Here is a 26,670-nt window from a genome sequence, read left to right on the forward strand (position 1 = left end):
CAGCACGCGCCGTCCCGGACTGCGGTTATACTGGCTGTCTCTCGATAGCCTGGAAAGCTTTCATGGACGAAGCCGCCAACGTCCCTGCCCTGCTGGAAGAAATCGCCCGCCTGCGCCGGGAGCTGGCCGTATTGCACGGCCATAACCGCGTCTTCAACTCCCTGCTCGACAACGCGCCGCTGCTCATTTCCACCAAGGACCTGGAGGGCCGCATCACCATGGCCAACCGGCATTTCGACGTGCTCGACGGCTATGACGCCGCCAACTTCGTCGGCCGCAGCGTCTTCGAGCTGTTCCCGCCCGAGATCGCCGAGCAGCTGTGGCGCAACGACCGCCGCGCCGCGCTCGAACAGCGCGCCGTGCTGGAGGAGGAAGCGGTGCACCACCGCGACAAGACACTGCACACCTACATGACGGTGAAATTCCCACTGTATGACGAGCATGGCCAGGTCAACGCCACCTGCGCCGTCTCCACCGACATCACGCAGGCGCGCGCCGCCGAGGACAGCAGCGTGACCGACGAATTGACCGGGCTGAAGAACCGGCGCTACTTCAATATGCGCTTCAACGAGGAGCAAAAGCGCGCGCGCCGCGACGGCCGCCTGCTGACCCTGCTGCTGCTGGACGTGGACCGCTTCAAGCAGTACAACGACCACTACGGCCACCCGGCCGGCGACGCGGTGCTGCAAGCCGTGGCGCACAGCATGCGCGCGGCGCTGCACCGCGCGGGCGACCTGTGCTTCCGCATCGGCGGCGACGAATTCGCCTGCCTGTACACCAGCAGCGGCACCGAAGAAAGCCTGGCGCTGGCCGCCGAGATCCGCACCGCAATGGCGGCGCACGCCATCCCCCACCGCGACAATCCGCCCGGCCTGCTGGTCACCCTGTCGATGGGTGCAGCCTTCCTGGCGGCCGGCGCCGAACTGGGGCTGGACCAGCTCTACCTGCTGGCCGACCAGGCCCTGTACCGCGCCAAACACCTGGGCCGCGACCGCATCGCGACCTGATTTTGGTGTATGCTGCGGGCATGAACCAAGACACCGATATCCAGCTCAGCGGCCCGTTCAAGGCCACCGACGGCGCCGGCCGCGCTATCGACATCAAAGCCATCCGCATTTTCGACGAGGGCTATGGCGTCATCGACCTGTATGTGGACCTGGCCGCGCCAGCGTCCGACGGCTTGCACAAGGACAAGAAACTGATCGCCGAGATCAGCGCCCGCCTGCGCAGCCTGGGCTACACCGGTCCGGACATGGTGCCGGGCGATCCGGTGATCCAGGAAAAGAAACTGATCGTACTCGACACGCCGGACGAATTCCTGCCCTTCGCCGTGCGCAAGGGCTTTAAAGACCTGACGTCCGAGTTCGACGAGTAATTCCGACGAGTAATGCCTTATAGATAGCGGCTGGCCCAGGCCGCGATCAGATTGGCCACATAAGCGGCGTCCTCGCGCCGCGTCAGCAGATGGTCGGCGTCGTCCAGCGAAACAAAGCTTTTCGGATGGCGCGCCGCCATGAAAATATCCATCGCATTGCGCACCGCCACCGTATCGTCCCCCGGCGCGTGCATCACCAGCAAAGCCTTGCGCAGTCCCGCGATATGCTCGCGCAGGCTGTGTCCGCCCACGTCCTCCACGAACTGCTGCTTGATTCGGAACGGCCGCCCCGCCAGCTGCACCTGCGCCTCGCCCTCGGCGGCGATCTGCTCCAGGTGGGCGCTGAACATATTGGTCACGTAGGCCGGCTCGCCGGGCGCGGCGATGGTCACCACCGCCTTGGCTTCGGGCACGCTGACGGCCGCCGCCAGCACCGCCGCGCCGCCCAGGCTGTGGCCGATCAGCAGGCGCGGCGCGGCGAATTGCGCGCGCAGGAAATCGGCCGCCGCCACCAGGTCCGCCACGTTGGACGAGAAATTGGTGTTCTCGAATTCGCCCTCGCTGGCGCCCAGGCCGGTGAAGTCGAAACGCAGCACGGCGATGCCGTGCGCGGTAAGCGCCTGCGCGATGCGGCTGGCCGCGATCACGTCCTTGCCGCAGGTAAAACAATGCGCAAACAGTGCATAAGCCTGGACCGCGCCGTCCGGGGCGTCCAGGCGCGCCGCCAGGCGGTGGCCGCTGGCGCTGGTGAATTCGTGTCGTTCCGCACGCATGATGGATTCCGGGAAGATGGCAATACCCGCAGTCTAGCCGAACAAGCCATGCAGATACCAGCGCGCTTCAGCCTCGCCCTCCCTGGCGCCCAGCCGTTCGCGGAACACCCAGTAGTGCGCGTGGTCGGCGCCCTCGGCGATGAAGTAGTCGCGCGTCTGCCCCTCGCTCCACCAGCCCGCCTCGATGCGCTCCGCGTTCGACACCATGCGCAGCGGCGACGTATAGAACGGCCGGTGGTCGCGCATCAGCAGCGCAACCGGCTTGGGCAGCAGCCAGGCCGGGCGCGGCAGGCTTTGCGGCGGCAGGCGTGCGGCTGCCTCGGCGGCGCGCAGCTTGTCGCGCACCGGCACCCAGGCGTTGGCCAGTTCCGGCCGGTAGTCCGCCTGCGGCGACGCCTTCAGCACATTGTCCGCCCCCAGCCGTGCCACCAGCAGTTCGAACAGGCGCTCGCGGTCCTCCTTGCTGCCGCCCGGCTCCGGGAACAGTGTATCGGTTGGCGGCAGCATGGGACGCACCTGCGCCGCCTCCAGGCACAGGCCGATGACCGGCGCCGCCAGCTCGGTCTTGGCCAGGCGCTCCTTAAGCAGGCGCAGCAAATGGTCATCGCGCCATACCGGCTCGCCCAGCGCGATGTCGATCGCCGTCGGCGCGCGCGCCACCTTGCCCCGCTCATGCTCGAGCAGCAGCCTCACGCGCTCGACCGCGAACTGGCGCGCGCACAGCCAACCCACCATCTGCTGCAGCAGGCGCTGCGCCCCGTGCAGCAGCGCGTCCGCATGTTCGACGCGGTCGAACAATTCCAGCTTCGCGCTGAAAGTGGGCGGCGCCTCTATCCACACATGCAGCTCGGGCGCCTCGCCGTGCGCCTCGTCCAGCAGGTCCAGCAAGGCGCGCCCGCAGCGGCGCTGCAAGCCGGGCCGGGGCAAACGCCGCAGGTCCGCCAGCGTAAGACAGCCCATGCCCTCGAACCAGTTCAGGAAGGGCCGCGCCGGCGGCGGCAAGCTGCTGGGCAGCGGCGCCAGCCGCCGCGCCATGCTCTCGATTGTTAAAGAACGTCCGCCCCCGCTGCGCGCCAGCAGCCAGGCGCCGCGCGCGGTGGGCGCGGCGCCCAGCACGGCGGTGAAACCCAGCGCCCGCATGCTGGCGCGCACCAGCGCGCACAGCTTGCGCACGCCGCCGAACAGGCGCAGGCTGGCGCCCACATCCATCAGCAGCGTGGCCTCCTCGGCCTCCGCCACCTGCGGCGTGTAGCGCAGCAGCGCCATCGCCACCGCGTGCGCCGCCTCCCGCTCGCGCAGCGGCGCGCGCTCGTGCAACTGCGCCTCCGGCGCCATCAGCAGCGCGCCGCCGCGCCGCATGCCCACCCGCACACCGGCGGCATGGGCATGCGGCGACACCGCCAGCACGCCGTCCTGCTCCAGCACCACGCTGCCCTTATCCTCCGACCAGCTGGGGCAGAAGACTTCGAGCGGTAACCGTGGCAGGTAGAGGCTTATCCATAAACGCATGACGCTGCAACAAAGAAGGAGGCAAGGGCAGGAAGAGCGGCGCGTCGCGCTGCGGTCCCCGGCGTTTTATAAAGTCGATGCTGATGCCGCCCGGAGCCGGGCGCAGCGCCAGCCGCAGCGGCGCGGGCGAGGCGTCCTGCGCCGCCGCCAGCGGACGCATCAGGAAAAACAGCGTATCGCCGCTTTGCGCCGCCAGATGCAGCCGGCGCAAGCTTTCGCTGCGCATTTGCTGCTGCCACAGCAGCAGCGCGCCGCAGCAGCCGCTGCGCAGCACCTGTTCGGCCGCCCACAGCGCGTCCCCGCTTTTGCCGGTGCCGCGTATCCATACCATCTGTTCCGGGGGCAGGCCCAGCGCGGCCAGCGCCAGCCCCTGCGGAATTTGCGGCGGCGCCAGCAGCACCACCGGCCGTTGCGCGGCCGCCGCCAATGCCGGCCGCAGCAGCCGGATTTCGCCTATGCCCGCTTGCTGCAGCATCAGCTCGGTAAGCGTGCCTTGCGGCCAGCCGCCACCCGGCAGCTGCGCCGACAGCGCCGCGTAGCCGGTGTCCATGCAGCGCGTGGCCGCGTGCGCCAGCTGCGAAGCCAGCCACAGGGACGGATGCAGGCTTTCGGGCGCGGCGATAACGGCGGCTGCGGTGGAGTTGGACATGGCGCTCAATGCAAAATACTGTACATATACACAGTACTATTTACTCCCGGTTTTAGCAAGGACTACTTGCGGTATGTGCCCAGGAGAAAGCTTGCGCATGCTGTAAGATGGCCATTGCCACCATTCTTTATGGACATTTATGACCACCATCGAGCTCATCGGCGCCATCCTGTTCGGACTGGCGCTGGTGCACACCTTCGCCGCCAAATCCTTCGAAAAGCTGGCCCACCGCCACCCGCGCCACGCGGGGCTGCTGCACCTGCTGGGCGAAGTGGAAGTGGTGTTCGGCTTCTGGGCCGCCATCCTGATCGTGGCCATTGCCCTTGCGGCAGGCGGCCAGAACGCCATCGCCTACGCCGAATCGCGCCAGTACACCGAGCCGCTGTTCGTGTTCGTGGTGATGGTGGTGGCCGCCTCATGGCCGGTGCTGAACGCGGTGCAGCGCGCCTTGCAGGCGCTGGCGCGGCTGGCGCCCATGCGCACGGAACTTGCGCTGGCCTGGCTGGGCCTGGCGCTGGTGCCGCTGGCCGGCTCGCTGATCACCGAACCGGCCGCCATGACCTTGGCTGCGCTGACGCTGGCGCCGCTGGTCTTCCGCGCCGGCATGCCCGAGCGGCTGAAGTACGCGGCGCTGGGCGTACTGTTCGTCAACGTCTCCATAGGCGGCACGCTCACCTCCTACGCCGCGCCGCCGGTGCTGATGGTGGCCGCCACCTGGGGCTGGGACAGCGCCTTCATGGCCAGCCAGTTCGGCTGGAAAGCCACGCTGGCGGTGCTGGCCAACGCCACCGCCGTCTGCTTCATGCTCAAACGCCATTTACAGCCTGCGGAAGGCGCGCCGGCCGAGGGCGGCCCCGTGCAGGTGCCGCTGCTGGTGTCGCTGATCCACCTGGCCTTCCTGGCGGCCGTGGTGCTGCTGGCGCACCATCCGGTGATGTTCCTCGGCCTGTTCCTGCTGTTCCTGGGCTTCACGCAAGCCTACCAGCGCTACCAGCAGCCGCTGATCCTGAAGGAGGGCCTGCTGGTGGGCTTCTTCCTGGCCGGGCTGGTGGTGCTGGGCGGCATGCAGCAATGGTGGCTGCAGCCCATCGTCTCCAGCCTGGCGCCGGTGGCGCTGTTCTTCGGCGCGCTGGGCCTGACCGCCATCACCGACAACGCAGCCCTCACCTACCTCGGCTCGCTGATCGAAGGCATGGCGCCGCAAGCGCAATACATGCTGGTGGCCGGCGCGGTGGCCGGCGGCGGCCTGACGGTGATCGCCAACGCGCCCAACCCGGCCGGCGTGTCGCTGCTGCGGCGCGGCTTCCAGGACGAGTCCATCGGCGCACTCGGCCTGCTGCTGGGCGCCCTGCCGCCCACCGCCGTAGCCGCCGCAGCCTTTTTCCTGTAGACAACATGCGTCTCCCTGGATGGAACGCAGCAAGCACGGCAGGCTGTGGCTTCCTGCCCTAATATTTTTTTGATAAATTTCTTGACTCCAACTCGAAGTGATCCTAAAGTGATATCACTTTGATGTCACAACCAAGAGGGAGTCCAGCATGAATGCAGCACATATCCGCCGCGAAACGGCGTTTTCCTCGGTCAGCGGTTATACGGCGGCGGTAGGCGCCATTGCGCTACTTGCTTTGGCCGGGCTGGGCATACGCAGCGGCATCCATCCGCTGATTTGCATCCTCGCTGCCGTGCTCGGACTGGCCTCCTTCGCCGGGCTGTACATGCTGCAGCCGAACGAGAGCGCCATCATTACGCTGTTCGGCAAGTACCTGGGCACCGACCGCAACGAAGGCCTGCGCTGGGCGCTGCCGTTCTACGGCAAGCGCAAGCTGTCGGTCCGCGCGCGCAACTTCAACTGCCCTACCCTGAAGGTCAACGACAAGCGCGGCAACCCGGTGGAGATCAGCGCCGCCATCGTCTGGCGCGTGCGCGACACCGCCCAGGCCGTGTTTGAAGTGGACGATTTCGAGCGCTACGTGTCGGTGCAGGCGGAAGCCGCGCTGCGCCACCTGGCCTCGCAATACGCCTACGATGAAGGCGAAGACCTGGCCGAGGGCGAAACCACGCTGCGCGCCGGCATGGACGTGGTGGCCAATGCGCTGAAAGTGGAACTGCAAGCGCGCTTCGACGCGGCCGGCGTGGAAACGCTGGACGCCAAGCTGACCCACCTGGCCTACGCCGCCGAAATCGCGCAAGTGATGCTGCGCCGCCAGCAAGCCGACGCCATCATCAGCGCCCGCTCCAAGATCGTGCACGGCGCCGTGACCATGGTGGAGGCCGCGCTGAAAGGCCTGGCGGAACGCGACATCGTGGAGCTGGATGCCGAACGCAAGGCGGCCATGGTGAGCAACCTGCTCGTGGTGCTGTGCTCGGACAAGGAGACCCAGCCGATTATCAACACGGGCACGCTGTATAACTAGCGGCGGAACAGCATGGCAAGCCCAGGTAAAAAAGCCTATCCGCTCAGGATAGACCCCGCGCTGTGGGAGGAAATCCAGCGCCTGGCTGCGCGCGACCTGCGCAGCGTGAACGCGGAAATCGAGTTCCTGCTGCGCGAAGGGCTGGCGCGCCGGGGCGTGAAGCTCAAGGGCGAAGGCGCCGGCACGGACAGCCCGGCCGCCGATCCCGGCGACAGCCCCGAACCGGCGCCGGAGTAAGCCGCGCCGGCGCGTTCACGCAATAATGCGCCGGTGCTTGGCGAAGAAGTCCAGCATCATCTTGCTGGCGTCCGGGCCGGCCTTGGCGTTAAAGGACAGCGCCGGGTCGCCGCCGCTCCATGCGTGCTCCAGGTCCGCGATGCGCGCCACGCGCAGCAGCACTTTTCCCTTTGCGCTGTAGTCGCGTATCTCATGCGCGTTACGCGTCAGCCCGCGCCGCGCGCGCTCCACCACCGTCACTTCGGTCCCCGCAGGCAGCCGGTTCAACAGCAGGCTTTGCTGCACCAGCTGCGCCTGGTTGATGGGCCGCACCACCTTGTCGCCTTCGCCGTGGATCAGGATGGTGGGCATGACGGGGAAGCCGGGCCGCTGCCGCAGCACCTGCCGAATGGCGGCGGACGCTTGCAGCCCGGCGCCGTGCTGCATCACGGTCAGCGCGCCGACGGTGCTATGCCCGCCGCCGTAAGCCGGCCCCGAATGCAGGCCCACCGCGGCCACCAATTCCGGATGGTTCAGCGCCAGGATGTTGGCCATGCCGGCGCCGGCCGAAATGCCGCAGACGTAAATGCGCTTGCGGTCGATGGCGTAGTCGCTGCAAACCCTGGCTATCACGGCGGCGATCAGCGCGGTATCGCCGCCGCCCTCCTGCGTACTCTTGTCATACCAGCGCCAGCAGCGGTGCGCCTGTGTGCTGGCCGCCTGCTGCGGATACAGCACGGCGTAGCCCTTCTGCTCGGCCAGGCGGTTCATGCGCGTGCCTTGCGCGAACTGGGTGGCGCTCTGATGGCATCCGTGCAGCATGACGATCAGCGGCAGGCCGTGGCGCGCGGCGGCGTCGGGCACGTACTGGGGGAGGTAGAGCCAGTAGCTCATGGCGTGGCCCGGCGCCTGGCCAGGCTGCGGCATGGCGGCGTAGTGCGACGCGAGCCAGCGGCCCGGCAGCACAGCCACATCCGGCCGCGCGTGCTGGCGGATCGGCATGCCGTCCGGCGCGGAGATGGACCGGCGCGCGGCGCCCGCGGTCTTGGCCTTGGACGCCGGTTTGGCGGCAGGCTTCGCGGCGAGTTTGAGCCCCGGCTTCGCGAGCTTGACCGCCTTCACCGTCTTGGCTTTCGGCTTCGCCTTCACGGGGGGTACGCCGAACAATTGCGTCATCAACTTCTGCTGCGACTTGCCTGCACGGGTAATGCTGCGCAGCAATCGTGCGCCAAAGATGGGCTTGGTCATGCGACACTCCTGTTCAGTATGTTGCAGTGCAATATACCGGGGCAGAAAGCTCCCATCGGTGCGCCAGCGCACGGGATCGCAGATTAAACTTTTGTACCGAATGCAGCAGTAACCGCCATGCGCGGGGAAAACAGGGGGGCCGGCAGGTGGGACTGCGTTGGCTCCCCTGCCGCGCACCCTACACCATGCCGGCGCCTTAGCGCTGCATGGACTCCCACACCTTCTGCAAGCGCTTGGCCGACACCGGCATCGGCGTGCGCAGCTCCTGCGCATACAGCGACACGCGCAGCTCCTCCAGCATCCACCGGAACTCCACCAGCTTGGGGTCGGTGTTGCGGCCTGCGGTCTTGTCGCGCATCAGGCGCTGATACGGCGCGGCGGCGCTCTGCCACTCGGCCATCAGCTTGGCGTCGCGCGCGGGATCGGCGCGCAGCTTCTCCAGCCGCACATTCATCGCCTTCAGATAGCGCGGGAAGTGCGCCAGCTGCGCGTAGTCGCTCTCCAGCAGGAAGCGCTTGTGCACCAGGCCTTGCAACTGCGCCTGCATGTCCGCCGCCACCTGCGCGTTGATGCCTTGCAGCCGCTTGGGCAGGCCGTGGAATTCGGTCAGCACCTGCGACAGCAGGCGCGCCACCTCGTTAACCAGCAGCACCAGGCGCGACTTGCCTTCGTCCTTGCGCTTGGCGAAAGTGGCTGCGTCTGTCGGCAGCGGGTCCTGCAGGCAGGCGATGTCCAGCGCCTTGTTGATGATCTGGTCGCGCAGCTCCTCCTGCGTGCCCATGGACATGAACTGCATGCCCATCTGCTGCAGGTTGGGGATGCTCTTTTCCACGAACTTGATCTGGTCCTTCATCTGCAGCGCGAACAGGCGGCGCAGGCCGACGCGGTGCGTGCGCGCCGCCACGGTGGGGTCGTCGAACACTTCCAGGTCGCAGTGCGTGCCCTTGTCCACCAGTGCCGGGAAGCCGATCAGCGTCAGCTTGCCCTGCACGATCTCCAGCAGTTCCGGCAGCTCGCCGAAGGTCCAGGCGGTGATGCCGGTGGTGGCCGATTGCGCGGCCGGCGCATTCGCGGCAGCGTTCGCGGCGGCGCCGGACTGCGCACCAGCCTTGCCTCCCTTGCCCGCGTTCGGCGCCGCACCGCGCGCAGCGTCCGCCGCGATGCCGCCATGCGCCAGCTTGCCCGCGCCTGCGGCGGCAGCACCGGCGCCTGCTGCAGGAGTGCCCGCGCGCAGCTGCGTGCCGGCCGGCGTGGTGGTCTCGGCCATCTTCTGGAAGCTCTGGCGCGCCTGCATGCCGTATTCAGCCTGCAAGGTAGCCAGGTTGCGGCCCATGTCCAGCTGGCGGCCATGCTCGTCGATCACCTTGAAATTCATAAAGTGGTGAGCGGGCAGCGTTTCCGGCTTGAAGTCCGTGGTGAGCACGCCTATCGTGATTTCCTTGCGGATGTCGGCAATGATGGCGTCGATCAGATCGCCGCGCCCGAAAGCCAGCGCTGCGTGCACGCGCTCGCAGAACTTGGCCGCGTAATCCGGCAGCGGCACGCAATGGCGGCGCAGCTTCTGCGGCAAGGACTTCAGCAGCAGATGCACCTTCTCCTTCAACATGCCCGGCACCAGCCATTCGCAGCGCTCGCGCGAGAGCTGGTTCAGCGCATACAGCGGCACCGCCAGCGTCACGCCGTCGCGCACGCTGCCCGGCTCGAAGTGATAGGTCAGCGCCATTTCCAGGCCTGCCGCCATCATCGTTTTCGGGAACAGGTCGGTGGTTACGCCGGCCGCCTCGTGGCGCATCAGCTCATCGCGGTTCAAGTACAGCAGCTTCGGTTCGGCGGCGGTCGCCTCCTTGTGCCACTTTTCGAAACCGGCGCCGTTCACCACGTCGGCCGGGATCAGCTTGTCGTAGAAGGCGGCGATCAGTTCATCGTCCACCAGCACGTCCAGGCGGCGCGACTTGTGCTCGAGGTTCTCGATCTCCTTCACCAGCTTGTGGTTGTGGGCGAAGAACGGCGCGCGCGTATCGTAGTCGCCGCCCACCAGCGCGTCGCGGATAAAGATTTCGCGCGCTTCCTGCGGGTTGAAGGCGCCGTAGTTGATGCGGCGCTGGCTGTACACCACCAGGCCGTACAAGGTGGCGCGCTCGGACGCGGTCACTTGCGCGCTGCGTTTTTCCCAGCGCGGCTCGCCCCACGATTTCTTCAGCAGGTGGCCGCCCACCTTCTCCAGCCATTCCGGCTCGATCTTGGCCACGCAGCGCGCGTACAGGCGGGTGGTTTCCACCAGCTCGGCCGCCATGATCCACTTGCCCGGCTTCTTCAACAGATTGGAACCCGGCCAGATATGGAACTTGATGCCCCGCGCGCCCAGGAAGCCGGCGCCCGGCTCGTCCTCGCCCTTGAAGCCCACATTGCCCAGCAAGCCTGTCAGCAGCGCCAGGTGCAGGTTCTCGTAGGTGGCGGGCGCCTCGTTCATGCGCCAGCCCTGCTCCTTGACGATGGTGAGCAGCTGCGAATGCACGTCGCGCCATTCGCGCAGGCGCACCTGCGACAGGAAGTTGCTGCGGCAGTTTTCCTGCAACTGGCGGTTGGTCTTCTTGTGCTCGATGGCGCCCTCGAACCAGCGCCAGATCTTGATGTAGCTGAGGAATTCGGACTTCTCGTCGGCGAACTTCTTGTGCGCCTCGTCGGCCGCCTGCTGGTGCTCCACCGGACGGTCGCGCGGGTCCTGCACGGACAGCGCGGACGCCACGATCAGCACTTCGGTCAGCGAGGCGTTGTCGTGCGCGGCCAGAATCATGCGGCCCACACGCGGGTCCAGCGGCAGCTTGGCCAGCTTGCGGCCCAGCGGCGTCAGCTGGTTGTATTCATCGACCGCGCCCAGCTCCTGCAGCAGCTGGTAGCCGTCCGCGATCGCGCGCGCCATCGGCGGCTCGATGAAGGGGAAGGTTTCCACGTCCGCCAGGTGCAGGGACTTCATGCGCAGGATAACGGCGGCCAGCGAAGAACGCAGGATCTCGGGTTCGGTGAACTTGGGGCGCTGCAGGTAGTCCTGCTCGTCGTACAGGCGGACGCAGACGCCGTCGGCCACGCGGCCGCAGCGGCCGGCGCGCTGGTTCGCGGCCGATTGCGCAATCGGCTCAACCTGCAGCTGCTCCACCTTGTTGCGGTAGCTGTAGCGCTTCACGCGCGCCAGGCCGGCATCCACCACGTAGCGGATGCCGGGCACGGTCAGCGAGGTCTCGGCCACATTGGTGGCCAGCACGATGCGGCGCGCATTAGAGGTGCGGAACACGCGCTCCTGCTCCTCCACCGACAGGCGGGCGAACAGCGGCAGTATCTCCACGTGCGGCGGATGGTGCTTGCGCAGCGCTTCCGCAGCGTCGCGGATCTCGCGCTCGCCGGGCAGGAACACCAGCACGTCGCCGGAGCCGATGCGGCACACTTCGTCCACGCCGTCGACCACGGCGTCCATCAGGTCGCGCTTTTCGCGCGCGGCGGCGGCCTTGCCCTGTTGCGGCGAAGGGTTGGCTGCGTTGGCGCCGCCCATCGCCACCTGGTCGCGCTCCACCGGGCGGTAGCGCACTTCCACCGCGTACAGGCGGCCGGAAACTTCGATCACCGGCGCGGGCTTCTCCGGTGTGCCGAAGTGGCGCGAGAATCGGTCCGCGTCGATGGTCGCCGAGGTGATGATGATCTTCAGGTCCGGGCGGCGCGGCAGCAGCTGCTTCAGGTAGCCAAGCAGGAAATCGATGTTCAGGCTGCGCTCGTGGGCCTCGTCGATGATGATGGTGTCGTAGCCCTTGAGCAGCGGGTCGGTCTGGGTTTCGGCCAGCAGGATACCGTCCGTCATCAGCTTGACGCAGGCGCCGCGCATCAGCGTGTCGGCAAAGCGCACCTTGAAGCCGACGTTCTCGCCCAGCGGCGTGCCCAGTTCCTGCGCGATGCGCTTGGCGGTGGACGAGGCGGCGATACGGCGCGGCTGCGTGTGGCCGATCAGGCCCTTGCGCCCGCGCCCCAGTTCCAGGCAGATCTTCGGCAGCTGGGTGGTCTTGCCCGAGCCGGTTTCGCCGGACACGATAATGACCTGGTGCTTCATCAGCGCCTCGGCGATTTCCTCGCGGCGGCCGGAGACAGGCAGGTCTTCGGGGAAGGTGATCGGCGGGATGGGATTGCGGAACGCCGCCTCCGCCTCGCGCGCGGCCACTTCCTCCGGCGTCAGGCGCGCGCGCTGGCCGCGGCCGCCACGCTCGCCGCCATCGGACTCCGTGCGCGGCGGACGCGGGGCGCGGCCCTCGCCCGCCTGCGCGGGGCGCGGCTGGCCGGGCGTGCGGGCGCCCGGCGCCCCGCCCGGGGCGCGTGCGGCGCGTCCGGCCTGGCCCTGCTGGCCGCCGCGCTGGGCGCCGCGTTGCCCCCCTTGTGGCGCGCGCGTCACAGCGGGCGTATCGCCGCGAGAGGCGGCTGCGTTGGCGGCGGGAGCGGTGGATGGCTGCTGCGGAGTGGAAACTGGTGGCTTCTTGCTGGCTTCTGACATGTTTTTTACTAGTATTTGGCGCGAAAACCGCGCACCGAATTATAATGCGGCAAATGGAAAACCCTACCCAATTCGTCCAATGGCTGCGCTCCGTCGCGCCCTACGTCCACGCTTTCCGCGGCAAGACCTTCGTGGTCGCCTTTCCCGGCGAACTCGTATCGGCTGGCGCCCTGCCGGTGCTGGCCCATGATTTGTCGCTGCTGCAGGCGCTCGACATCAACGTGACCGTGGTCTACGGCTCGCGCCCGCAGGTGGCCGAACAGCTCGCGCTGCGCAATGTGGAAGGCCGTTTCCACAACGGCGTGCGCATTACCGACACCGCCGCCATGGAATGCGCCAAGGAAGCGGCCGGCGAGCTGCGCCTGGACATCGAGGCCGCGTTCAGCCAGGGTTTGCCCAACACGCCCATGTCCAATGCGGCCATCCGCATCATTTCCGGCAACTTCATCACCGCCCGCCCGCTCGGCGTGATAGACGGCGTGGACCTGGAGCTGACCGGCATCACCCGTAAGGTGGACGCCGAGACCATCCACTCCATCCTCGGTTCGGACGGCCTGGTGCTGCTGTCGCCGCTGGGCTTCTCGCCCACCGGCGAGACCTTCAACCTGACCATGGAAGACGTGGCCTGCAGCGCCGCCATCGCCCTGCACGCCGACAAGCTGATCTTCATCACCGAAACGGACATGATGACCGACGCCGCCGGCGCCGAGATCCGCGAGCTGTCCTCGCACCAGGCCGAAGCCGTGCTGATGGCCGGCTTCCTGCCCGACGCCACCGCATTTTACTTGAAGCACTGCGTCAAGGCCTGCAACAACGGCGTGGAGCGCTCCCACATCGTGCCCTTCGCCATGGACGGCTCGGCCCTGCTGGAACTGTTCACCCACGATGGCGTGGGGACCATGATCTCGCACGAAAACCTGGAATCGCTGCGCCAGGCCACGATCGAAGACGTGGGCGGCATTATCAAGCTGATCGAACCGCTGGAAGCGGACGGCACGCTGGTCAAGCGCGGCCGCGAGCTGATCGAACGGGAAATCGACCTGTTCTCCGTCATCGAGCACGACGGCGTGATCTTCGGCTGCGCCGCGCTGTACCCCTTCCCGGAACAAAAAATGGCCGAAATGGCATGCCTGACCGTCAACCCCGACGTGCAAGCCCAGGGCGACGGCGAGCGCATCCTCAAGCACATGGAAAACCGCGCCCGCGCGCTGGGGCTGTCCAAGCTGTTCGTGCTCACCACCCGCACGGCGCACTGGTTCATCAAGCGCGGCTTCGTGCCGGCCACGGTGGACGCGCTGCCGAAGGACCGCCAGCGCATGTATAACTGGCAGCGCAAATCCCAGGTTCTGATTAAAACCTTATAATCACGGTTTCACCACACCGCATTAGGAGCACCAAAGATGGCCCGCACCGTCCATTGCATCAAACTGAACAAGGAAGCCGAAGGCCTGGATTTCCCGCCTTACCCGGGTGAACTGGGCAAGAAGATCTACCTGTCCGTCTCGAAAGAAGCCTGGGGCGCCTGGCTCAAGCACCAGACCATGCTGGTCAACGAGAACCGCCTGAACCTGGCCGACCTGCGCGCGCGCAAATACCTGGCCACGCAGATGGAAAAGCACTTCTTCGGCGACGGCGCCGACGCAGCAGCCGGCTACGTACCGCCGGCGGAATAAAAAAAGGCGCCAGCGGCGCCTTTTTTTATCGCTGCAAAGGTTTGCACTGCCGCAGCTCGCACTTGGCCAGGTAGGCCGTGCCGTTGCTGCACATCATGCGGTAGACCTCCACCGGGCCGGGCTCGGACAGCAGCCCGGCGCCGGGGCCGCCGTTGCCGTCGCAGCCGGCCTTGCGCGCCATGCGCTCCACCGTGGCCGACGAGGCGCCGGCGCGGAAGACCACTTTTTCTATCTCCACCCCGTCCACCGCCACGCGCTTGCTGCCGTCGCTGGCCAGCTCGGACACCACGGGCTTGCGCACCGTGGCCGCGCGCCGGGCCGCCTCGGCTTCCTGCTCCTGGTCCTGCTTGAACGGCAACTGCGAACAGGCACTCAACACCACGACCGACAGCAACAGCAAGCGTTTCATAGACGTCCTGGGGAGGGATTAAAAGGTCAGCGTGCGCACGCCGTCGGCGGTGCCCAGCAGGCAAACGTCGGCGCCGCGCGCAGCGAACAGGCCCACGGCGATGACGCCGACGATCTGGTTGATCTGCGCTTCCAGGCCTTTAGGATCGGTGATGGCCAGGCCGGCCACGTCCAGGATGTTGCCGCCATTGTCGGTGACGAAGGCCTCGTCGGTGCCGGCCTTCAGGCGCAGCTTGGGCTGGCCGCCCAGCGCGGCCAGCTGGCGCGCCACGGCGTTGCGCGCCATCGGCAGCACTTCCACCGGCAGCGGGAACTTGCCCATCACATCCACCAGCTTGGAGCCGTCGGCGATGCAAACGAACTTCTTCGACACGGAAGCAACGATCTTCTCGCGCGTCAGCGCCGCGCCGCCGCCCTTGATCATGGCGCCCTGCTCGGTGATCTCGTCGGCGCCGTCGATGTAGACCGCGATTTCGGCCACGTCGTTCAGGTCCAGCACAGCGATGCCGTGCGCGGCCAGGCGCGCGGCGGTCGATTCCGAGGAAGCCACCGTGCCCTTGATCTGGTGCTTGATCTTGGCCAGTTCGTCGATGAAGAAGTTGGCGGTGGAGCCGGTGCCGACGCCGATGATGTCGCCTTCCACGTGGGCGATGGCGGCGCGGGCTACGGCTTGTTTCAGTTCGTCTTGGGTCATGATAAAAAATTAAGAGTAGGAATGCGGGAAATCGAATTGCCGCTATTTTAGCGGATCGCCACCGCGCCCCCGCGTGTTTATGCGAGAATAAGCTCCCAGACATAGCCCGCCAGGAAAGCGCATGGAGTCCGTCAAACAGATACTGGTCGTCGACGACAGCCGCGTCTCGCGCCTGATGGCGCGCCAATACATCCTCAGCATGCATGCCGGCTGGATCGTGGAAGAAGCCGCCTCCGGCGAAGAAGCGCTGCAAAAAATCGAGGGCTACACGCCCGACCTGATCCTGATCGACGTGAACATGCCCGGCATGGGCGGCCTGGCCGCCGCCGAGCAATTGCGCGCGCGCCTGCCGCACACCCACATCTCGCTGCTGACAGCCAACGTGCAGACCGCCACCCGCAACCGGGCCGCCGAAATCGGCGTGGCCTTCATGGAAAAACCCATCACCGAGGCGCGCGTGGCCCAGCTGATCGCGCCGCTGGAGGCCTAATGTCCTTCACCCTGTCCGAACTGGAACACGACGCGCTGGTCGAAATTTTCAACATCGGCGTGGGCCAGGCCGCCGCCGCCATGAGCGGCATCGTCAACGAGGCGGTGACCATGTCGGTGCCCTCGATCAGCTTCCTGAACCGCGCCGATGCCGCCGCCCTGCTGGGCCACCGCGGCGAACAGGCGCAGCGCATCTGCGGCGTGAGCCAGCACTATGCCGGCGCGTTCGAGACCGAAGCCATCCTCATGTTCCCCGAGGATAAAAGCCTGGAGATCGTGCGCCTGATGGTGGGCGAGCTGGTGCCGCTGTCCGAGCTGACCGAGATGGAACAGGAGGCCATGAGCGAGATCGGCAACATCATCCTGAATTCCTGCGTCGGCACGCTGGCCAACATCTTCGAGCAGGAGCTGCAAGGCTCGCTGCCGGTGTACCACGTGGGCACCAGCGAGGACATCCTGAGCGCCTCCGGCAGCGCCGCCGACTCGGTGGTGATGATGCTGCACATCGACTTCATCCTCGAGATGCACCAGATCCACGGCTACGTGGCCTTCATCCTGGACGTGTCGGCGCTGCGCGACCTGAAGGAGCAGATCAATCTCTATCTGCGCCGCGTGATGGGCAGCAATTGACCATGGAACTGGAAGCAAACCGTCTCGGCCTGCTCGAGAGTGTGCTGGGCGCGGTCCACCTCGGCGCCATCGTGCTGGACTCGCAGGGCCGCATCGTCTTGTGGAACCGCTGGATGGAGCAGTACTCCGCCATGCCGGCCAGCGATGTGCTGTGCCGCGACTTCTACACGCTGTTCCCGGAGATGCGCAGCCAGCGCATCGGCATGGCCATCCAGCAGGCGCTGGTGAGCAACTTCCCCTCGCTGCTGTCGCAGACGCTGAACAAGTCGCCCTTCCCGCTGCACGCCAACCGCTCTGCGGCGGCGCGCGGCGAACGCCTGCAGCAAGCCATCGCCGTCACGCCGGTGACGATGGCGGCCGGCGCCGGGGAGCGCCACTGCCTGATACAGATCACCGACGTGAGCATCGCCGCCAACCGCGAGAAGGTGCTGCGCGAGCAGGCCATGGTGCTGCGCTCGCAGACCTTCTCGGACGGCCTGACCGGCGTGGCCAACCGACGCCATTTCGATGTCGCCATCGACAAGGAGCAGCGCCGCGCCAAGCGCAACGGCGGCAAGCTGTCGCTGCTGATGATAGACATCGACTTCTTCAAGGCCTACAACGACCACTACGGCCACCAGCATGGCGACCAGTGCCTGATCCAGGTATCGGCCGCGCTGACGGCCATGCTGCACCGCTCCACCGACCTGCTGGCGCGCTACGGCGGCGAGGAATTCGCCATCATCCTGCCGGACACGGACGCCGAGCAGGCCCTGAAGATGGCGGAGAGCTTGCGCCAGCGGGTGCTGGCGCTGGATCTTGAGCACCGCTACGCGGCCGAAGGCAAGCGGCTAGTGACGGTCAGCGTGGGCGTGGCCACGCACAGCCCCGAGCAGCCATTCGACGTCCCCGCCCTGATCGGCGCCGCCGACCGCGCCCTCTACGCAGCCAAACGCGCCGGCCGCAACTGCGTCTCCGCGCACTAGCGCTTCACGATCTCATGTCGCGCGTAATCCTCGCCGCGTCCCGGCCCGGCGGCAGGCCGAACTCGCGAGCGTACTCCCGACTGAACTGCGTCGAGCTCTGATAGCCCACGTCATGCGCCGCAGCGGTAACGCTGTAGCCTGCGGCCACCAGAAGGGTACGGGCTTGCAACAAGCGGATCTGCTTCTGATATTGCACAGGGCTCAACGCCGTGACCGCCTTGAAGTGGCGATGAAAGGCTGACACGCTCATCGCGGCGCTGCGGGCCAGGTCCTCTACCCGCAACGGCGCAGCATAGCCACGGCGGATCTGCTGAATGGCGAGGTTGACGCGAGCCAGTGCACTGTCGGGTACCGCAATGTCGCGGAGCATCCAGCCCATCGGCCCCTGCAATACGCGGTAGAGAATCTCCCGCTCATACACCGGCGCCAGCGCAGGAATGTCGGTGGGATAGCGCATCAGCCGCAGCATCCTCACCCACGCATCGAGCAGTTCCGGCGTCACCGGCGCTACGGAGAACGCGGACCTGCCACCCAGCTTCCAGGCAGTTTCAGGCAGGTCGCCCAGCAGGTTGGCTATCAAGCCGGCATCCAGCGTCAAACTCACCGCCAGGTAGGGCTCTCCATTGTTAGCCGGATGCACAGTGCCCGCGGCGGGCAGCCCCACCGACATGACAAAGTAAGTCGCCGGGTCGTAGTGCAGGCTGCGTCCACCGACCACCATGCACTTCCCACCCCTGAGAATTAGGTTGATCATGGGGTCGTAGACTGCGGACAGCTGGTGCTGCGGAATTGCGCCCTGCACCATGGCAACTCGCGGAATGCCGGTTTCAGTCCGGCGATTCTCGGCCCCGGCGGCGAGCGCACGCAGTTCGTTCAATTGATTTTCCATTTCCGGATTAAACCCCAGCCAGGCCCCGAACCGCAATCAAAAAAGCAGGAATGGACAGGTTTCAGGCATAAACCGGCAAGCCGGCCTTCGCCGGATTCTTTATCGTTGCGGCTCTCGACCACAACTCATCGGAGCATCAAGTGAATCAAGCGAACATTGTTGTCATCACCGGCGGCAGCCGCGGTATCGGCGCCGCCACCGCACTGGAATGTGCGCGCCGCGGCTTGGACGTCATCCTCACCTATCACAGCCAGGCGCAGCGGGCCGACCAGGTGGTGCGGCGGATCACACAAGAGGGTGGCAAGGCGGCAGCCCTGCAGCTGGATATCAGCGATGCCGCCAGCTTCACCGGCTTTCGCAGCGCGGTGGAAGGCCTCCTGGCCGATGTGTGGGGCATGACCGAGCTGGCAGGACTGGTAAACAACGCCGGCCATGGGCTCTTCAATCCCATTGCGACCGTGAGCGAGGCGCAATTCGACAGCCTGATGAGCGTCCACCTCAAAGGCCCGTTCTTCTTGACCCAGGCCCTGCAACCATTGATGAGACAAGGCGCCGCCATCGTCAACCTCAGCAGCGCCACCACCCGCGTGGCCACGCCCGGCGTGGCCCCCTATGCGGCTTTCAAGGGGGGACTGGAGGTCTTGACGCGCTACATGGCCAAGGAGTTCGGCGAGCGCCGCATCCGCGTCAACTCGGTCGCGCCGGGCGCCATCCGAACCGAGCTGGGGGGCGGCCTGAACAAGGATTTTGAAGCGCTGCTGGCGTCGCAAACCGCCCTTGGCCGCGTCGGCGAGCCGGAGGACGTGGCACGCGTAATCGGCATGCTGCTTACCGACGACGGGGCCTGGATCAATGCACAAAACATCGAAGTTGCTGGCGGCTACATCATCTGACTTGAAAAGGAGCATCACCATGCCGAAGTCTCCAATAGCACAGGCGCTCGAGATCACCAACTTCCGCCTGGCCGCCGGCGTGTCGATGAAAGACTTCATCGCCGCCAACAAGGACGTGGATGCTTGGCTGGAACAGCAGCCCGGCTTTATCCTCCGCCGCGTCAGTCAAAACGCGAACGGCATCGTTACCGACATGCTGCTGTGGACATCCGTCATGCACGCCGAACGCGCCGTGCATGGCATCGTCACAGAACTGGCCGGCTCGCCGGTGCATGCCGCCATTGACCAGTCAACGGTAGACTGGTCGGTCACCCGGTGCCTGCACCGGGTGAAGTGAAACCCGCATCAGGGCCGCGCAGACCAGCCGAAGAAGCCGACCACTGCGCAGTCCAGAGCTTACCGCAGCGCGCTGGCGGCTTTGGCCAGGGCGGTGATGCCGTCCCAGTCGCCGGCTTGCATCAGGTCTTTCGGGGTCAGCCAGGAGCCGCCCACGCAGGCCACGTTCTTCAGTTTCAGGAACTGCGGCGCGGTCTCGATCGAGATGCCGCCGGTCGGGCAGAAGGTGATGTCGCCCAGCGGACCGGCCAGCGCGTTCAGCATGCCCACGCCGCCCGCCGGCACTGCCGGGAACAGCTTCAGCTGCTGGAAGCCCTGCTCGCGCGCGGCCATCACTTCGGATGGGGTCATCACGCCAGGCAGCAGCGGCAGGCCGCTGCTCTTGGCGGCGGCGATCAGCGCCGGGGTCAGGCCAGGCGACACGCCGAACACGGCGCCCGCGTCGCGCGCGGCGGCGAATTCTTCCGGCTGCGTCAGGGTGCCGACGCCGACGATGGCGCCTTCCACCGCCGACATGGCCTTGATCGCGCCCAGGCCGTGCTTGGTGCGCAAAGTCACTTCCAGCACGCGGATGCCGCCCGCGACCAGGGCCTTGGCCAATGGCACGGCGTGGTCAGGATCGTCGATCGCGATCACGGGGATCACGGCGGAGGTGCGCATAATGTCCAGCAGGGTCATGGTCAGTCCTTCTTCATCGAATAGTCTTCATCGGAACCGGGCACGGTGTTGCCCACCGGGTCGGCTTCATGCAGGCCCACAGTAGTGGGGATCGGCGACGGCAGCGAGAACGTGGTGGCGCCCTTCTCCGCTTCGCACACGCTGTTGCGGAACATGGCGAACAGCTCGCGGCCCATGCCCACGCCGTTCGGCGACAGGTCGGCCGTGGCCAGCGAGCGCGCATGCCACACGTCAGTCGGCACCAGCGCCTCCAGCGTTCCGGTGAAGGCGTCCACGCGGATGATGTCGCCGTCGCGCACCAGGCCGAGCGGACCGCCCGCCAGGATCTCGGGCGACACGTGGATGGCCGCCGGCACCTTGCCGGAAGCGCCGGACATGCGGCCATCCGTCACCAGCGCCACCTTGCGCCCGGCGTCCTGCAGATTGGCCAGCGCCGGAGTCAGCGCGTGCAGTTCCGGCATGCCGTTGGCGCGCGGACCCTGGAAACGCAGCACGGCCACGAAGTCGCGGTCCAGCTTGCCGGCCTTGTAGGCGGCCATGAAATCTTCCTGCGAGTTGAACACCAGCGCCGGCGCTTCCACCGTGCGGTGCTCTTCCTTCACTGCCGACACCTTCATCACGGCGCGGCCCAGGTTGCCCTGCACCAGCACCATGCCGCCGTCCGGCGAGAACGGATTGGTGTGCTTGCGCAGCACTTTCTCGTCGCCCGATTCGGCCAAGGCGTCTTTCCACACCACGCCGTCGTTGGTCTCGTTCAGGAAAGGCTCGGTGCAGTGCGCGCGCAGGCCTTTGCCCAGGATGGTGGTCACGTCGTCGTGCAGCAGGCCGGCGTCCAGCAGTTCGCGGATCACGAAGCCGGTGCCGCCGGCGGCGTGGAAGTGGTTCACGTCGGCGTCGCCGTTCGGGTAGATGCGGGTCAGCAGCGGCACCACATTGGACAGCTCGTCGAAGTCGTTCCAGTCGATCACGATGCCGGCCGCCTTGGCGATGGCCACCAGGTGCAGCGTGTGGTTGGTGGAACCGCCGGTGGCCAGCAGGCCCACCACGGCGTTGACGATGCATTTCTCATCGACGATGCGGCCCACCGGCAGGTACTCGCCCTGCTCGGTGATCTGCGCCGCGCGCTGGGCTGCGGCGGCGGTGAGCGCGTCGCGCAGCGGCGTGCCGGGGGTGATGAAGGCGGCGCCCGGCAGGTGCAGGCCCATCACTTCCATCAGCATCTGGTTGCTGTTGGCGGTGCCGTAGAAGGTGCAAGTGCCTGCGCCGTGGTAGGACTGCGATTCGCCTTCCAGCAGCTCGTCGCGGGTGGCCTTGCCTTGCGCGTAGCGCTGGCGGATGGCGGCTTTTTCCTTGTTCGACAGGCCGGTGGTCATCGGGCCGGCCGGCACGAACACGGCGGGCAGATGGCCGAAGTGCAGCGCGCCGATCAGCAGGCCCGGCACGATCTTGTCGCACACGCCCAGGTAGACCGCCGAGTCGAACATATTATGGGACAGCGCAATGCCGGCCGACATGGCGATGGCGTCGCGCGAGAACAGCGACAGCTCCATGCCCGGCTGGCCCTGGGTCACGCCGTCGCACATGGCGGGCACGCCGCCGGCGAACTGCGCCACCGCGCCAACCTTGCGCACCGCGTCCTTGATGATGGCCGGGAAGCCCTCGAAGGGCTGGTGCGCCGACAGCATGTCGTTGTAGGCCGACACAATCGCCACGCTGGGCTTCTTCAGCTCTTTCAGCGCCAGCTTGTCGTTGGCCGGGAAGGCGGCGAATCCGTGCGCCAGGTTGGTACAGGCCAGCACGCCGCGCTGCGGCCCCTTGACGCGGGCCGCCTCCAGGTGCGCCAGGTAGGCGCCGCGCGATGGCCGGGAGCGCTGGATTATCCGCGCCGTTACGGTTTCAAGTACAGGATGCACCGCCATGATCGTTCCTTATGAAGTAATTGCGTGAAATTTTACTACAAAAATAGTGGAATGCACCGTCTGATTTAGCAAAACGGTACGAAAACCAGCCCCGGCATCAGCCCGCAGCACCAGCGCCGAGGCGGTTCGCTAGACATTTTGTAGTGAATTTACCTCTTTTTACTGTATTATGAACAATATCCCAGCAACCCAGTGCCGACCCCGAGCCAACCATTATGCGCCAGCCCGCCCTCACCACGACCGCCGCCTACCAAGCCCTCGCCGCCCACCATATCGACATCCAGGACAAGACCCTGCGCCAGCTGTTCGCCGCCGAACCGCGGCGCTTTGCCGACATGTCGCTGGACGCCGCCGGCCTGTATCTCGACTATTCGAAAAACCGCCTGACAGCCGACACCATCGCCCTGCTGGCCAACCTGGCCCGCACGCGCGGCCTGGTGCAGCGCCGCGACGCCATGTTCGCCGGCGAAAAAATCAATACTACCGAAGGCCGCGCCGTGCTGCATACGGCGCTGCGTATGCCGCGCGGCAAGGAGCTGAAGGTGGCCGGCCAGGACGTGGCGGCCGACGTGCATGCGGTACTGGACCGCGTCCGCGTGTTCACCGACAAGGTGCGCAACGGTTCCTGGCTGGGCCACAACGGCAAAGCCATCACCGACATCGTCAATATCGGCATCGGCGGCTCGGACCTGGGCCCGAAAATGGCCTGCCTGGCGCTGCGCTCCTATGCCCATCCGCGCCTGAAGATGCACTTCGTGTCGAACGTGGACGGCCACGACCTGGACGCCGTGCTGGCCCAGGTCAATCCGGACAGCACGCTGTTCATCATCGCCTCCAAGACCTTCACCACCGCCGAGACCATGCTCAACGCGCAGACCGCGCGCAGCTGGTTCCTGCAGCACGGCACGGAAGCGGCGCTGGCCAAGCACTTCGTGGCCGTGTCCACCAACACACAGGCCGTCACTGCCTTCGGCATCGACGCCGACAATATGTTCCCCTTCTGGGACTGGGTCGGCGGCCGCTACTCCGTCTGGTCGGCCATCGGCCTGCCGGTCGCGCTGGCGGTCGGCTTCGGCTACTTCAGCGACTTCCTGGCCGGCGCGCACGAGCTGGACGAGCACTTCCGCATCGCGCCACTGGAGCAGAACCTGCCGGTGCTGCTGGCCCTGATCGGCTTCTGGAACCGCCAGTTCCTGGGCTGCGCCTCGCTGTCCATCGCGCCCTACCACCAGGACCTGAACCGCTTCCCGGCCTACCTGCAGCAGCTCGACATGGAGAGCAACGGCAAGCGCGTCACGCGCAACGGCGCGCCGGTCGATACACCGACCTGCCCGGTGGTCTGGGGCGAATGCGGCACCAACGCGCAGCACGCCTACTTCCAGCTGCTGCACCAGGGCAGCGACATCGTGCCGATGGACTTCATCGCCGCGCTGCGCCCCACGCACGACCATCCCGGCCATCACGACGCGCTGCTGGCCAACTGCTTCGCCCAGTCGGAAGCCTTCATGACCGGCAAGACCGAGGACGAAGTGCGCGCCGAACTGAAGGCCCAAGGCCTGCCCGCCGCGCAGATCGACGAGCTGGCGCCGCACAAGACCTTCCCCGGCAACCGTCCGTCCAACACCATCCTGGTGGACGTGCTGAGCCCCGCCGCGCTGGGCGCGCTGATCGCGCTGTACGAGCACAAGACCTTTGTGCAGGGCGTGCTGTGGGACGTGAACAGTTTCGACCAGTGGGGCGTGGAGCTGGGCAAGGTGCTGGCCAAGAACATCCAGTCCGAGCTGACCGGCGAAGCGCAGCCCGCGCGCCACGACAGCTCCACCAACGGCCTGATCGCGCTGGCGAAAGCCGCGCAGAACCTGCGGTGAGCCGGATGAGCTACTACGTGGAAGCATTCAGCGCCGAAACCATGCTGGTGGGCGAAAGCCCGCTGTGGCACCACGGCGAGCAGACCCTGTACTGGGTGGACATCGAAGGCTTCGCCATTCACAGCCTGAAGCCCTCCACCGGCGAGCACCGCAAGTGGCCCATGGCGAGCGAGCCGTCCGCGCTGGCCATGAGCGCCGGCGGCGGCCTGGCCGTCGCCACCCGCGCCGGCTTTATGCAATTCAATCCGGAAGACGGCACGCTGCACGCCATCGCGCCCGCGCCCTACGACACCACCACTACCCGTTTCAACGACGGCAAGGTGGACGCCGCGGGCCGCTTCTGGGTAGGCACCATCTACGAGCCGCGCGACAAGCAGGCCGCCGAGATGTATGTGCTGGAGCGCGGCCAGGTACGCCTGGCCTGGTCCGGCGGCATGACCAACTCCAACGGCCTCGGTTTCAGCCCCGACGGCAGCGCCATGTACCACGCCGACACCGCCGCCCACCGCGTCACGCGCTACGATTTCGACCTGGCCAGCGGCACGCAGTCCAATCCGCAGGTGCTGCACCAGTTCTCGGCCGACAAGGCCAACAACTACGGCGGCCGTCCGGACGGCGCGGCCGTGGACAGCGAAGGCAACTACTGGGTGGCGATGTTTGAAGGCGGCCGCATCGCCAAGCTGTCGCCCTCGGGCGAGCAGCTCGACGAAATCGTGCTGCCGGTGCGCTGCCCTACCATGGTTGCCTTTGGCGGCGCGGACCTGAAAACGCTCTACATCACTACCGCCAGCAAGCGCCCTGCGGAAGAACTGGCCGCCATGCCGCTCAGCGGCCGCGTACTGCAGGTGCGCGTCGCCGTGCCCGGACTGCCCGCTCCCGCCTACCAGCCCTAAGCCCGCAAAGGCCCCGGGCGCACGCCGGGCTTACACGCTGGCGAGACGCGCTCCGCGCGGTGCGGGCGCAGCGTCCAGGCGGAAGGCGGAGACCAGCTCGGCGAGCTGCTCCGCCTGCAAGCGCAATGCCTCCGAGGCGGCGGCGTCTTCCTGCACCAGCTGCGCATTCTCCTGCGTGGTTTCATCGAACGCGGCGATGGCCTGGTTGATCTCCTCCAGGTCGCGGCTTTGCTCTGCGCTGGCCTCGCGCATGCGCGCCATGATGTCGGTCACGTTCTGCACGCTGCCCACCACCTGCATAATGGTTTCGCCGGCACGCTCCACCAGCGTGTCGCCGCGCTGCACCGTCTGCACGGTATTGCCGATCAAATCCTTGATCTCCTTGGCCGCGCTGGCGCTGCGCTGGGCCAGGTTGCGCACTTCGGACGCCACCACCGCGAAGCCGCGTCCCTGCTCGCCCGCGCGCGCGGCTTCCACCGCCGCATTCAGGGCAAGGATATTGGTCTGGAAGGCGATCCCGTCGATGACGGAAATAATCTCCACAATCTGGCGCGCCGAGGCATTGATCTCGCCCATGGTGTCCACCACCGCGCGCACAGCCTCCCCGCCCTGCGTTGCCATGCCGGACATCTGCAGCGCCAGCGCATTGGCCGTGTGCACGTGCTCCGCGCTGGCCTTGACGGCGGCGGTCAGCGCGCCCATGGCGCGCGCGGTCTGCTCCACGCCGTTGGCCTGGCGCTCGGTGCGGCGCGACAATGCGGCATTGCCCTCGGCGATCTCGCGCGTGGCGTGGGCGATGGTGTCCGTGCCGCTGCGCACGCTGCCCACCGTGTTGCGCAAGGTGGCAATCATGCTTTGCAGGGACTTGCCCAGCGTGCTGCGCGCCGCGCCGCCTTGCGCCGGACTCAGGTCGATCTGCTGGCCGCCGCCGTCCAGCGCCGTCACCAGGCGCTCCAGCTCCTGCGCCTGCAGCGCCGCGCGCCGCAGCATGGCCGCCACATAGATCAGCGCGGCCGACTCCACCACCACGAACACCGCGTGCACCAGTACGATCAGGAAGCCGGGCGTGGTGAAGCACATCACGCCGTATTGCGCCTCCTGCAGATAATGGAAACTCAGATGGTGCACGGCGATGGTGGCCGCCGCCACCACGATGGGGCGCCAGTCGCGGTACACCACCAGCAGCGCCAGGTACACGAATATGCCGAAGTGCAGTTCGGTCAGTCCGGCGCCCTGGTGGATGTGCAGCGCGGCGAGCACCATTACCGCCATCGCATTGGCGCAGCGCGCCGCCAGCGAACCGGGCGCGCGCAGATGCAGCAGCGTCGGCAGCAGCGCGGCGGGCAGCGCCACCAGGCCCACCAGCGCCCAGGTGCCGTGCCAGTTGGCCAGCGCGGCGGAGAACAGCACCAGCATCCACAGCAGGGCAAGAATGAAGCGGTCGGCCTGGACGGCGATCGCGTGCAGCGTGTTTTTTGAAGTCATGTCAGTTCCTCCGCGCGAGTGCGGGAAATGAGGGAAGAAACTGTGCGGGGGACGGGCACGGAAGGCGGCGGCGCGGGCGCGCCGGATGCCGGTCGGAGATGGGGACCGGCCTAAGCCTAAAGGATACACCGAAATTAA

25 protein-coding genes are annotated in these 26,670 nt (G+C 66.7%); 14 read left to right on the forward strand and 11 right to left on the reverse strand.

All coding sequences use genetic code 11. The features are described from left to right. Positions 1-62: 62 nt before the first annotated feature. Together KT882_RS24615 and KT882_RS24620 are read left to right on the forward strand one after the other, a co-directional pair. Positions 63-1,007 (forward strand): sensor domain-containing diguanylate cyclase, encoded by a 945-nt coding sequence (locus KT882_RS24615; protein WP_161072732.1) that lies wholly within the window; start codon positions 63-65, stop codon positions 1,005-1,007. A 20-nt stretch (positions 1,008-1,027) separates the two neighbouring features. Further along, a complete protein-coding gene (locus KT882_RS24620; RefSeq protein WP_161072733.1) occupies positions 1,028-1,375 on the forward strand; it encodes a hypothetical protein in 348 nt (115 codons plus the stop codon). 17 nt (positions 1,376-1,392) lie between these two features. On the opposite strand, the gene KT882_RS24625 is transcribed toward KT882_RS24620, so the two are convergent. The 3 genes from KT882_RS24625 to imuA are packed head-to-tail and all read right to left on the reverse strand — an operon-like array spanning position 1,393 to position 4,306. Beyond that, the gene (locus KT882_RS24625) at positions 1,393-2,148 is read right to left on the reverse strand and encodes an alpha/beta hydrolase family protein (protein WP_161072734.1); all 756 of its coding nucleotides are present in this window, start codon (positions 2,146-2,148) and stop codon (positions 1,393-1,395) included. A gap of 33 nt (positions 2,149-2,181) precedes the next feature. Then, positions 2,182-3,657, reverse strand: coding sequence for a Y-family DNA polymerase (locus KT882_RS24630; protein WP_161072735.1), 1,476 nt, complete (start codon positions 3,655-3,657; stop codon positions 2,182-2,184). Then, positions 3,584-4,306, reverse strand: a complete 723-nt coding sequence (imuA, locus tag KT882_RS24635) for a translesion DNA synthesis-associated protein ImuA (RefSeq protein ID WP_161072736.1) — start codon at positions 4,304-4,306, stop codon at positions 3,584-3,586. The genes KT882_RS24630 and imuA overlap by 74 nt, the downstream gene beginning before the upstream one ends. Before the next feature lie 139 nt (positions 4,307-4,445). Here imuA and KT882_RS24640 point away from each other — a divergent pair, with 139 nt between their 5' ends. The 3 genes from KT882_RS24640 to KT882_RS24650 all read left to right on the forward strand — a co-directional run bounded on the left by KT882_RS24640 (position 4,446) and on the right by KT882_RS24650 (position 6,957). Continuing rightward, positions 4,446-5,696: a putative Na+/H+ antiporter gene (locus tag KT882_RS24640; protein WP_161072737.1), complete on the forward strand. Its 1,251-nt coding sequence runs from the start codon at positions 4,446-4,448 to the stop codon at positions 5,694-5,696. Positions 5,697-5,844: 148 nt separating this feature from the next. Beyond that, positions 5,845-6,720: an SPFH domain-containing protein gene (locus KT882_RS24645; protein WP_161072738.1), complete on the forward strand. Its 876-nt coding sequence runs from the start codon at positions 5,845-5,847 to the stop codon at positions 6,718-6,720. Positions 6,721-6,732: 12 nt separating this feature from the next. Next, entirely contained in the window at positions 6,733-6,957 is a 225-nt protein-coding gene (locus KT882_RS24650; protein WP_228893545.1) for a hypothetical protein, read from the forward strand. Positions 6,958-6,972: 15 nt separating this feature from the next. On the opposite strand, the gene KT882_RS24655 is transcribed toward KT882_RS24650, so the two are convergent. Both KT882_RS24655 and hrpA read right to left on the reverse strand, forming a co-directional pair. Beyond that, complete coding sequence (locus KT882_RS24655) at positions 6,973-8,184, reverse strand: extracellular catalytic domain type 1 short-chain-length polyhydroxyalkanoate depolymerase (protein WP_228893546.1); 1,212 nt, start codon at positions 8,182-8,184, stop codon at positions 6,973-6,975. Between the two features lie 196 nt (positions 8,185-8,380). Then, the gene (gene hrpA, locus KT882_RS24660; RefSeq protein WP_228893547.1) at positions 8,381-12,712 is read right to left on the reverse strand and encodes an ATP-dependent RNA helicase HrpA; all 4,332 of its coding nucleotides are present in this window, start codon (positions 12,710-12,712) and stop codon (positions 8,381-8,383) included. A gap of 53 nt (positions 12,713-12,765) precedes the next feature. Between hrpA and argA the strand changes: the two genes are divergently transcribed. Together argA and KT882_RS24670 are read left to right on the forward strand one after the other, a co-directional pair. Continuing rightward, complete coding sequence (argA, locus tag KT882_RS24665) at positions 12,766-14,076, forward strand: amino-acid N-acetyltransferase (RefSeq protein ID WP_161073609.1); 1,311 nt, start codon at positions 12,766-12,768, stop codon at positions 14,074-14,076. A 36-nt stretch (positions 14,077-14,112) separates the two neighbouring features. Further along, positions 14,113-14,385, forward strand: coding sequence for an oxidative damage protection protein (locus KT882_RS24670; RefSeq protein ID WP_161073610.1), 273 nt, complete (start codon positions 14,113-14,115; stop codon positions 14,383-14,385). Between the two features lie 25 nt (positions 14,386-14,410). Here the strand turns inward: KT882_RS24670 and KT882_RS24675 are convergent, their stop codons facing one another. Beyond that, a complete protein-coding gene (locus KT882_RS24675) occupies positions 14,411-14,794 on the reverse strand; it encodes a hypothetical protein (protein WP_187358763.1) in 384 nt (127 codons plus the stop codon). 18 nt (positions 14,795-14,812) lie between these two features. Beyond that, positions 14,813-15,487, reverse strand: coding sequence for a ribose-5-phosphate isomerase RpiA (rpiA, locus tag KT882_RS24680; protein WP_228893548.1), 675 nt, complete (start codon positions 15,485-15,487; stop codon positions 14,813-14,815). 121 nt (positions 15,488-15,608) lie between these two features. Here rpiA and KT882_RS24685 point away from each other — a divergent pair, with 121 nt between their 5' ends. The 3 genes from KT882_RS24685 to KT882_RS24695 are packed head-to-tail and all read left to right on the forward strand — an operon-like array spanning position 15,609 to position 17,571. Further along, positions 15,609-15,977 (forward strand): response regulator, encoded by a 369-nt coding sequence (locus KT882_RS24685; RefSeq protein ID WP_161073612.1) that lies wholly within the window; start codon positions 15,609-15,611, stop codon positions 15,975-15,977. Next, positions 15,977-16,606 carry a chemotaxis protein CheC gene (locus KT882_RS24690; protein ID WP_161073613.1) on the forward strand — a complete coding sequence of 210 codons (630 nt, stop codon included), beginning with the start codon at positions 15,977-15,979 and terminating at the stop codon, positions 16,604-16,606. The genes KT882_RS24685 and KT882_RS24690 overlap by 1 nt, the downstream gene beginning before the upstream one ends. Before the next feature lie 2 nt (positions 16,607-16,608). After that, positions 16,609-17,571, forward strand: a complete 963-nt coding sequence (locus KT882_RS24695) for a sensor domain-containing diguanylate cyclase (RefSeq protein WP_228893549.1) — start codon at positions 16,609-16,611, stop codon at positions 17,569-17,571. A gap of 4 nt (positions 17,572-17,575) precedes the next feature. Here the strand turns inward: KT882_RS24695 and KT882_RS24700 are convergent, their stop codons facing one another. Beyond that, complete coding sequence (locus KT882_RS24700; protein WP_228893550.1) at positions 17,576-18,448, reverse strand: AraC family transcriptional regulator; 873 nt, start codon at positions 18,446-18,448, stop codon at positions 17,576-17,578. A gap of 152 nt (positions 18,449-18,600) precedes the next feature. Here KT882_RS24700 and KT882_RS24705 point away from each other — a divergent pair, with 152 nt between their 5' ends. After that, positions 18,601-19,353 (forward strand): SDR family NAD(P)-dependent oxidoreductase, encoded by a 753-nt coding sequence (locus KT882_RS24705; protein WP_228893551.1) that lies wholly within the window; start codon positions 18,601-18,603, stop codon positions 19,351-19,353. A 19-nt stretch (positions 19,354-19,372) separates the two neighbouring features. Continuing rightward, positions 19,373-19,690: a hypothetical protein gene (locus KT882_RS24710; protein ID WP_228893552.1), complete on the forward strand. Its 318-nt coding sequence runs from the start codon at positions 19,373-19,375 to the stop codon at positions 19,688-19,690. A gap of 59 nt (positions 19,691-19,749) precedes the next feature. Here the strand turns inward: KT882_RS24710 and eda are convergent, their stop codons facing one another. Together eda and edd are read right to left on the reverse strand one after the other, a co-directional pair. Then, on the reverse strand, positions 19,750-20,367 hold the full coding sequence (gene eda, locus KT882_RS24715; protein ID WP_187358764.1) for a bifunctional 4-hydroxy-2-oxoglutarate aldolase/2-dehydro-3-deoxy-phosphogluconate aldolase: 618 nt from the start codon (positions 20,365-20,367) through the stop codon (positions 19,750-19,752). Positions 20,368-20,369: 2 nt separating this feature from the next. Beyond that, the gene (gene edd, locus KT882_RS24720; RefSeq protein ID WP_228893553.1) at positions 20,370-22,286 is read right to left on the reverse strand and encodes a phosphogluconate dehydratase; all 1,917 of its coding nucleotides are present in this window, start codon (positions 22,284-22,286) and stop codon (positions 20,370-20,372) included. Between the two features lie 215 nt (positions 22,287-22,501). Here edd and pgi point away from each other — a divergent pair, with 215 nt between their 5' ends. Together pgi and KT882_RS24730 are read left to right on the forward strand one after the other, a co-directional pair. Then, positions 22,502-24,154, forward strand: coding sequence for a glucose-6-phosphate isomerase (pgi, locus tag KT882_RS24725; RefSeq protein ID WP_228893554.1), 1,653 nt, complete (start codon positions 22,502-22,504; stop codon positions 24,152-24,154). A 5-nt stretch (positions 24,155-24,159) separates the two neighbouring features. Continuing rightward, entirely contained in the window at positions 24,160-25,047 is an 888-nt protein-coding gene (locus tag KT882_RS24730; protein WP_228893555.1) for an SMP-30/gluconolactonase/LRE family protein, read from the forward strand. A 30-nt stretch (positions 25,048-25,077) separates the two neighbouring features. Here the strand turns inward: KT882_RS24730 and KT882_RS24735 are convergent, their stop codons facing one another. After that, positions 25,078-26,532 (reverse strand): methyl-accepting chemotaxis protein, encoded by a 1,455-nt coding sequence (locus KT882_RS24735; protein WP_228893556.1) that lies wholly within the window; start codon positions 26,530-26,532, stop codon positions 25,078-25,080. Between the last annotated feature and the right edge of the window lie 138 nt (positions 26,533-26,670).

This window comes from Pseudoduganella aquatica (assembly GCF_020865585.1).
Lineage (GTDB): Bacteria > Pseudomonadota > Gammaproteobacteria > Burkholderiales > Burkholderiaceae_D > Rugamonas > Rugamonas aquatica_A.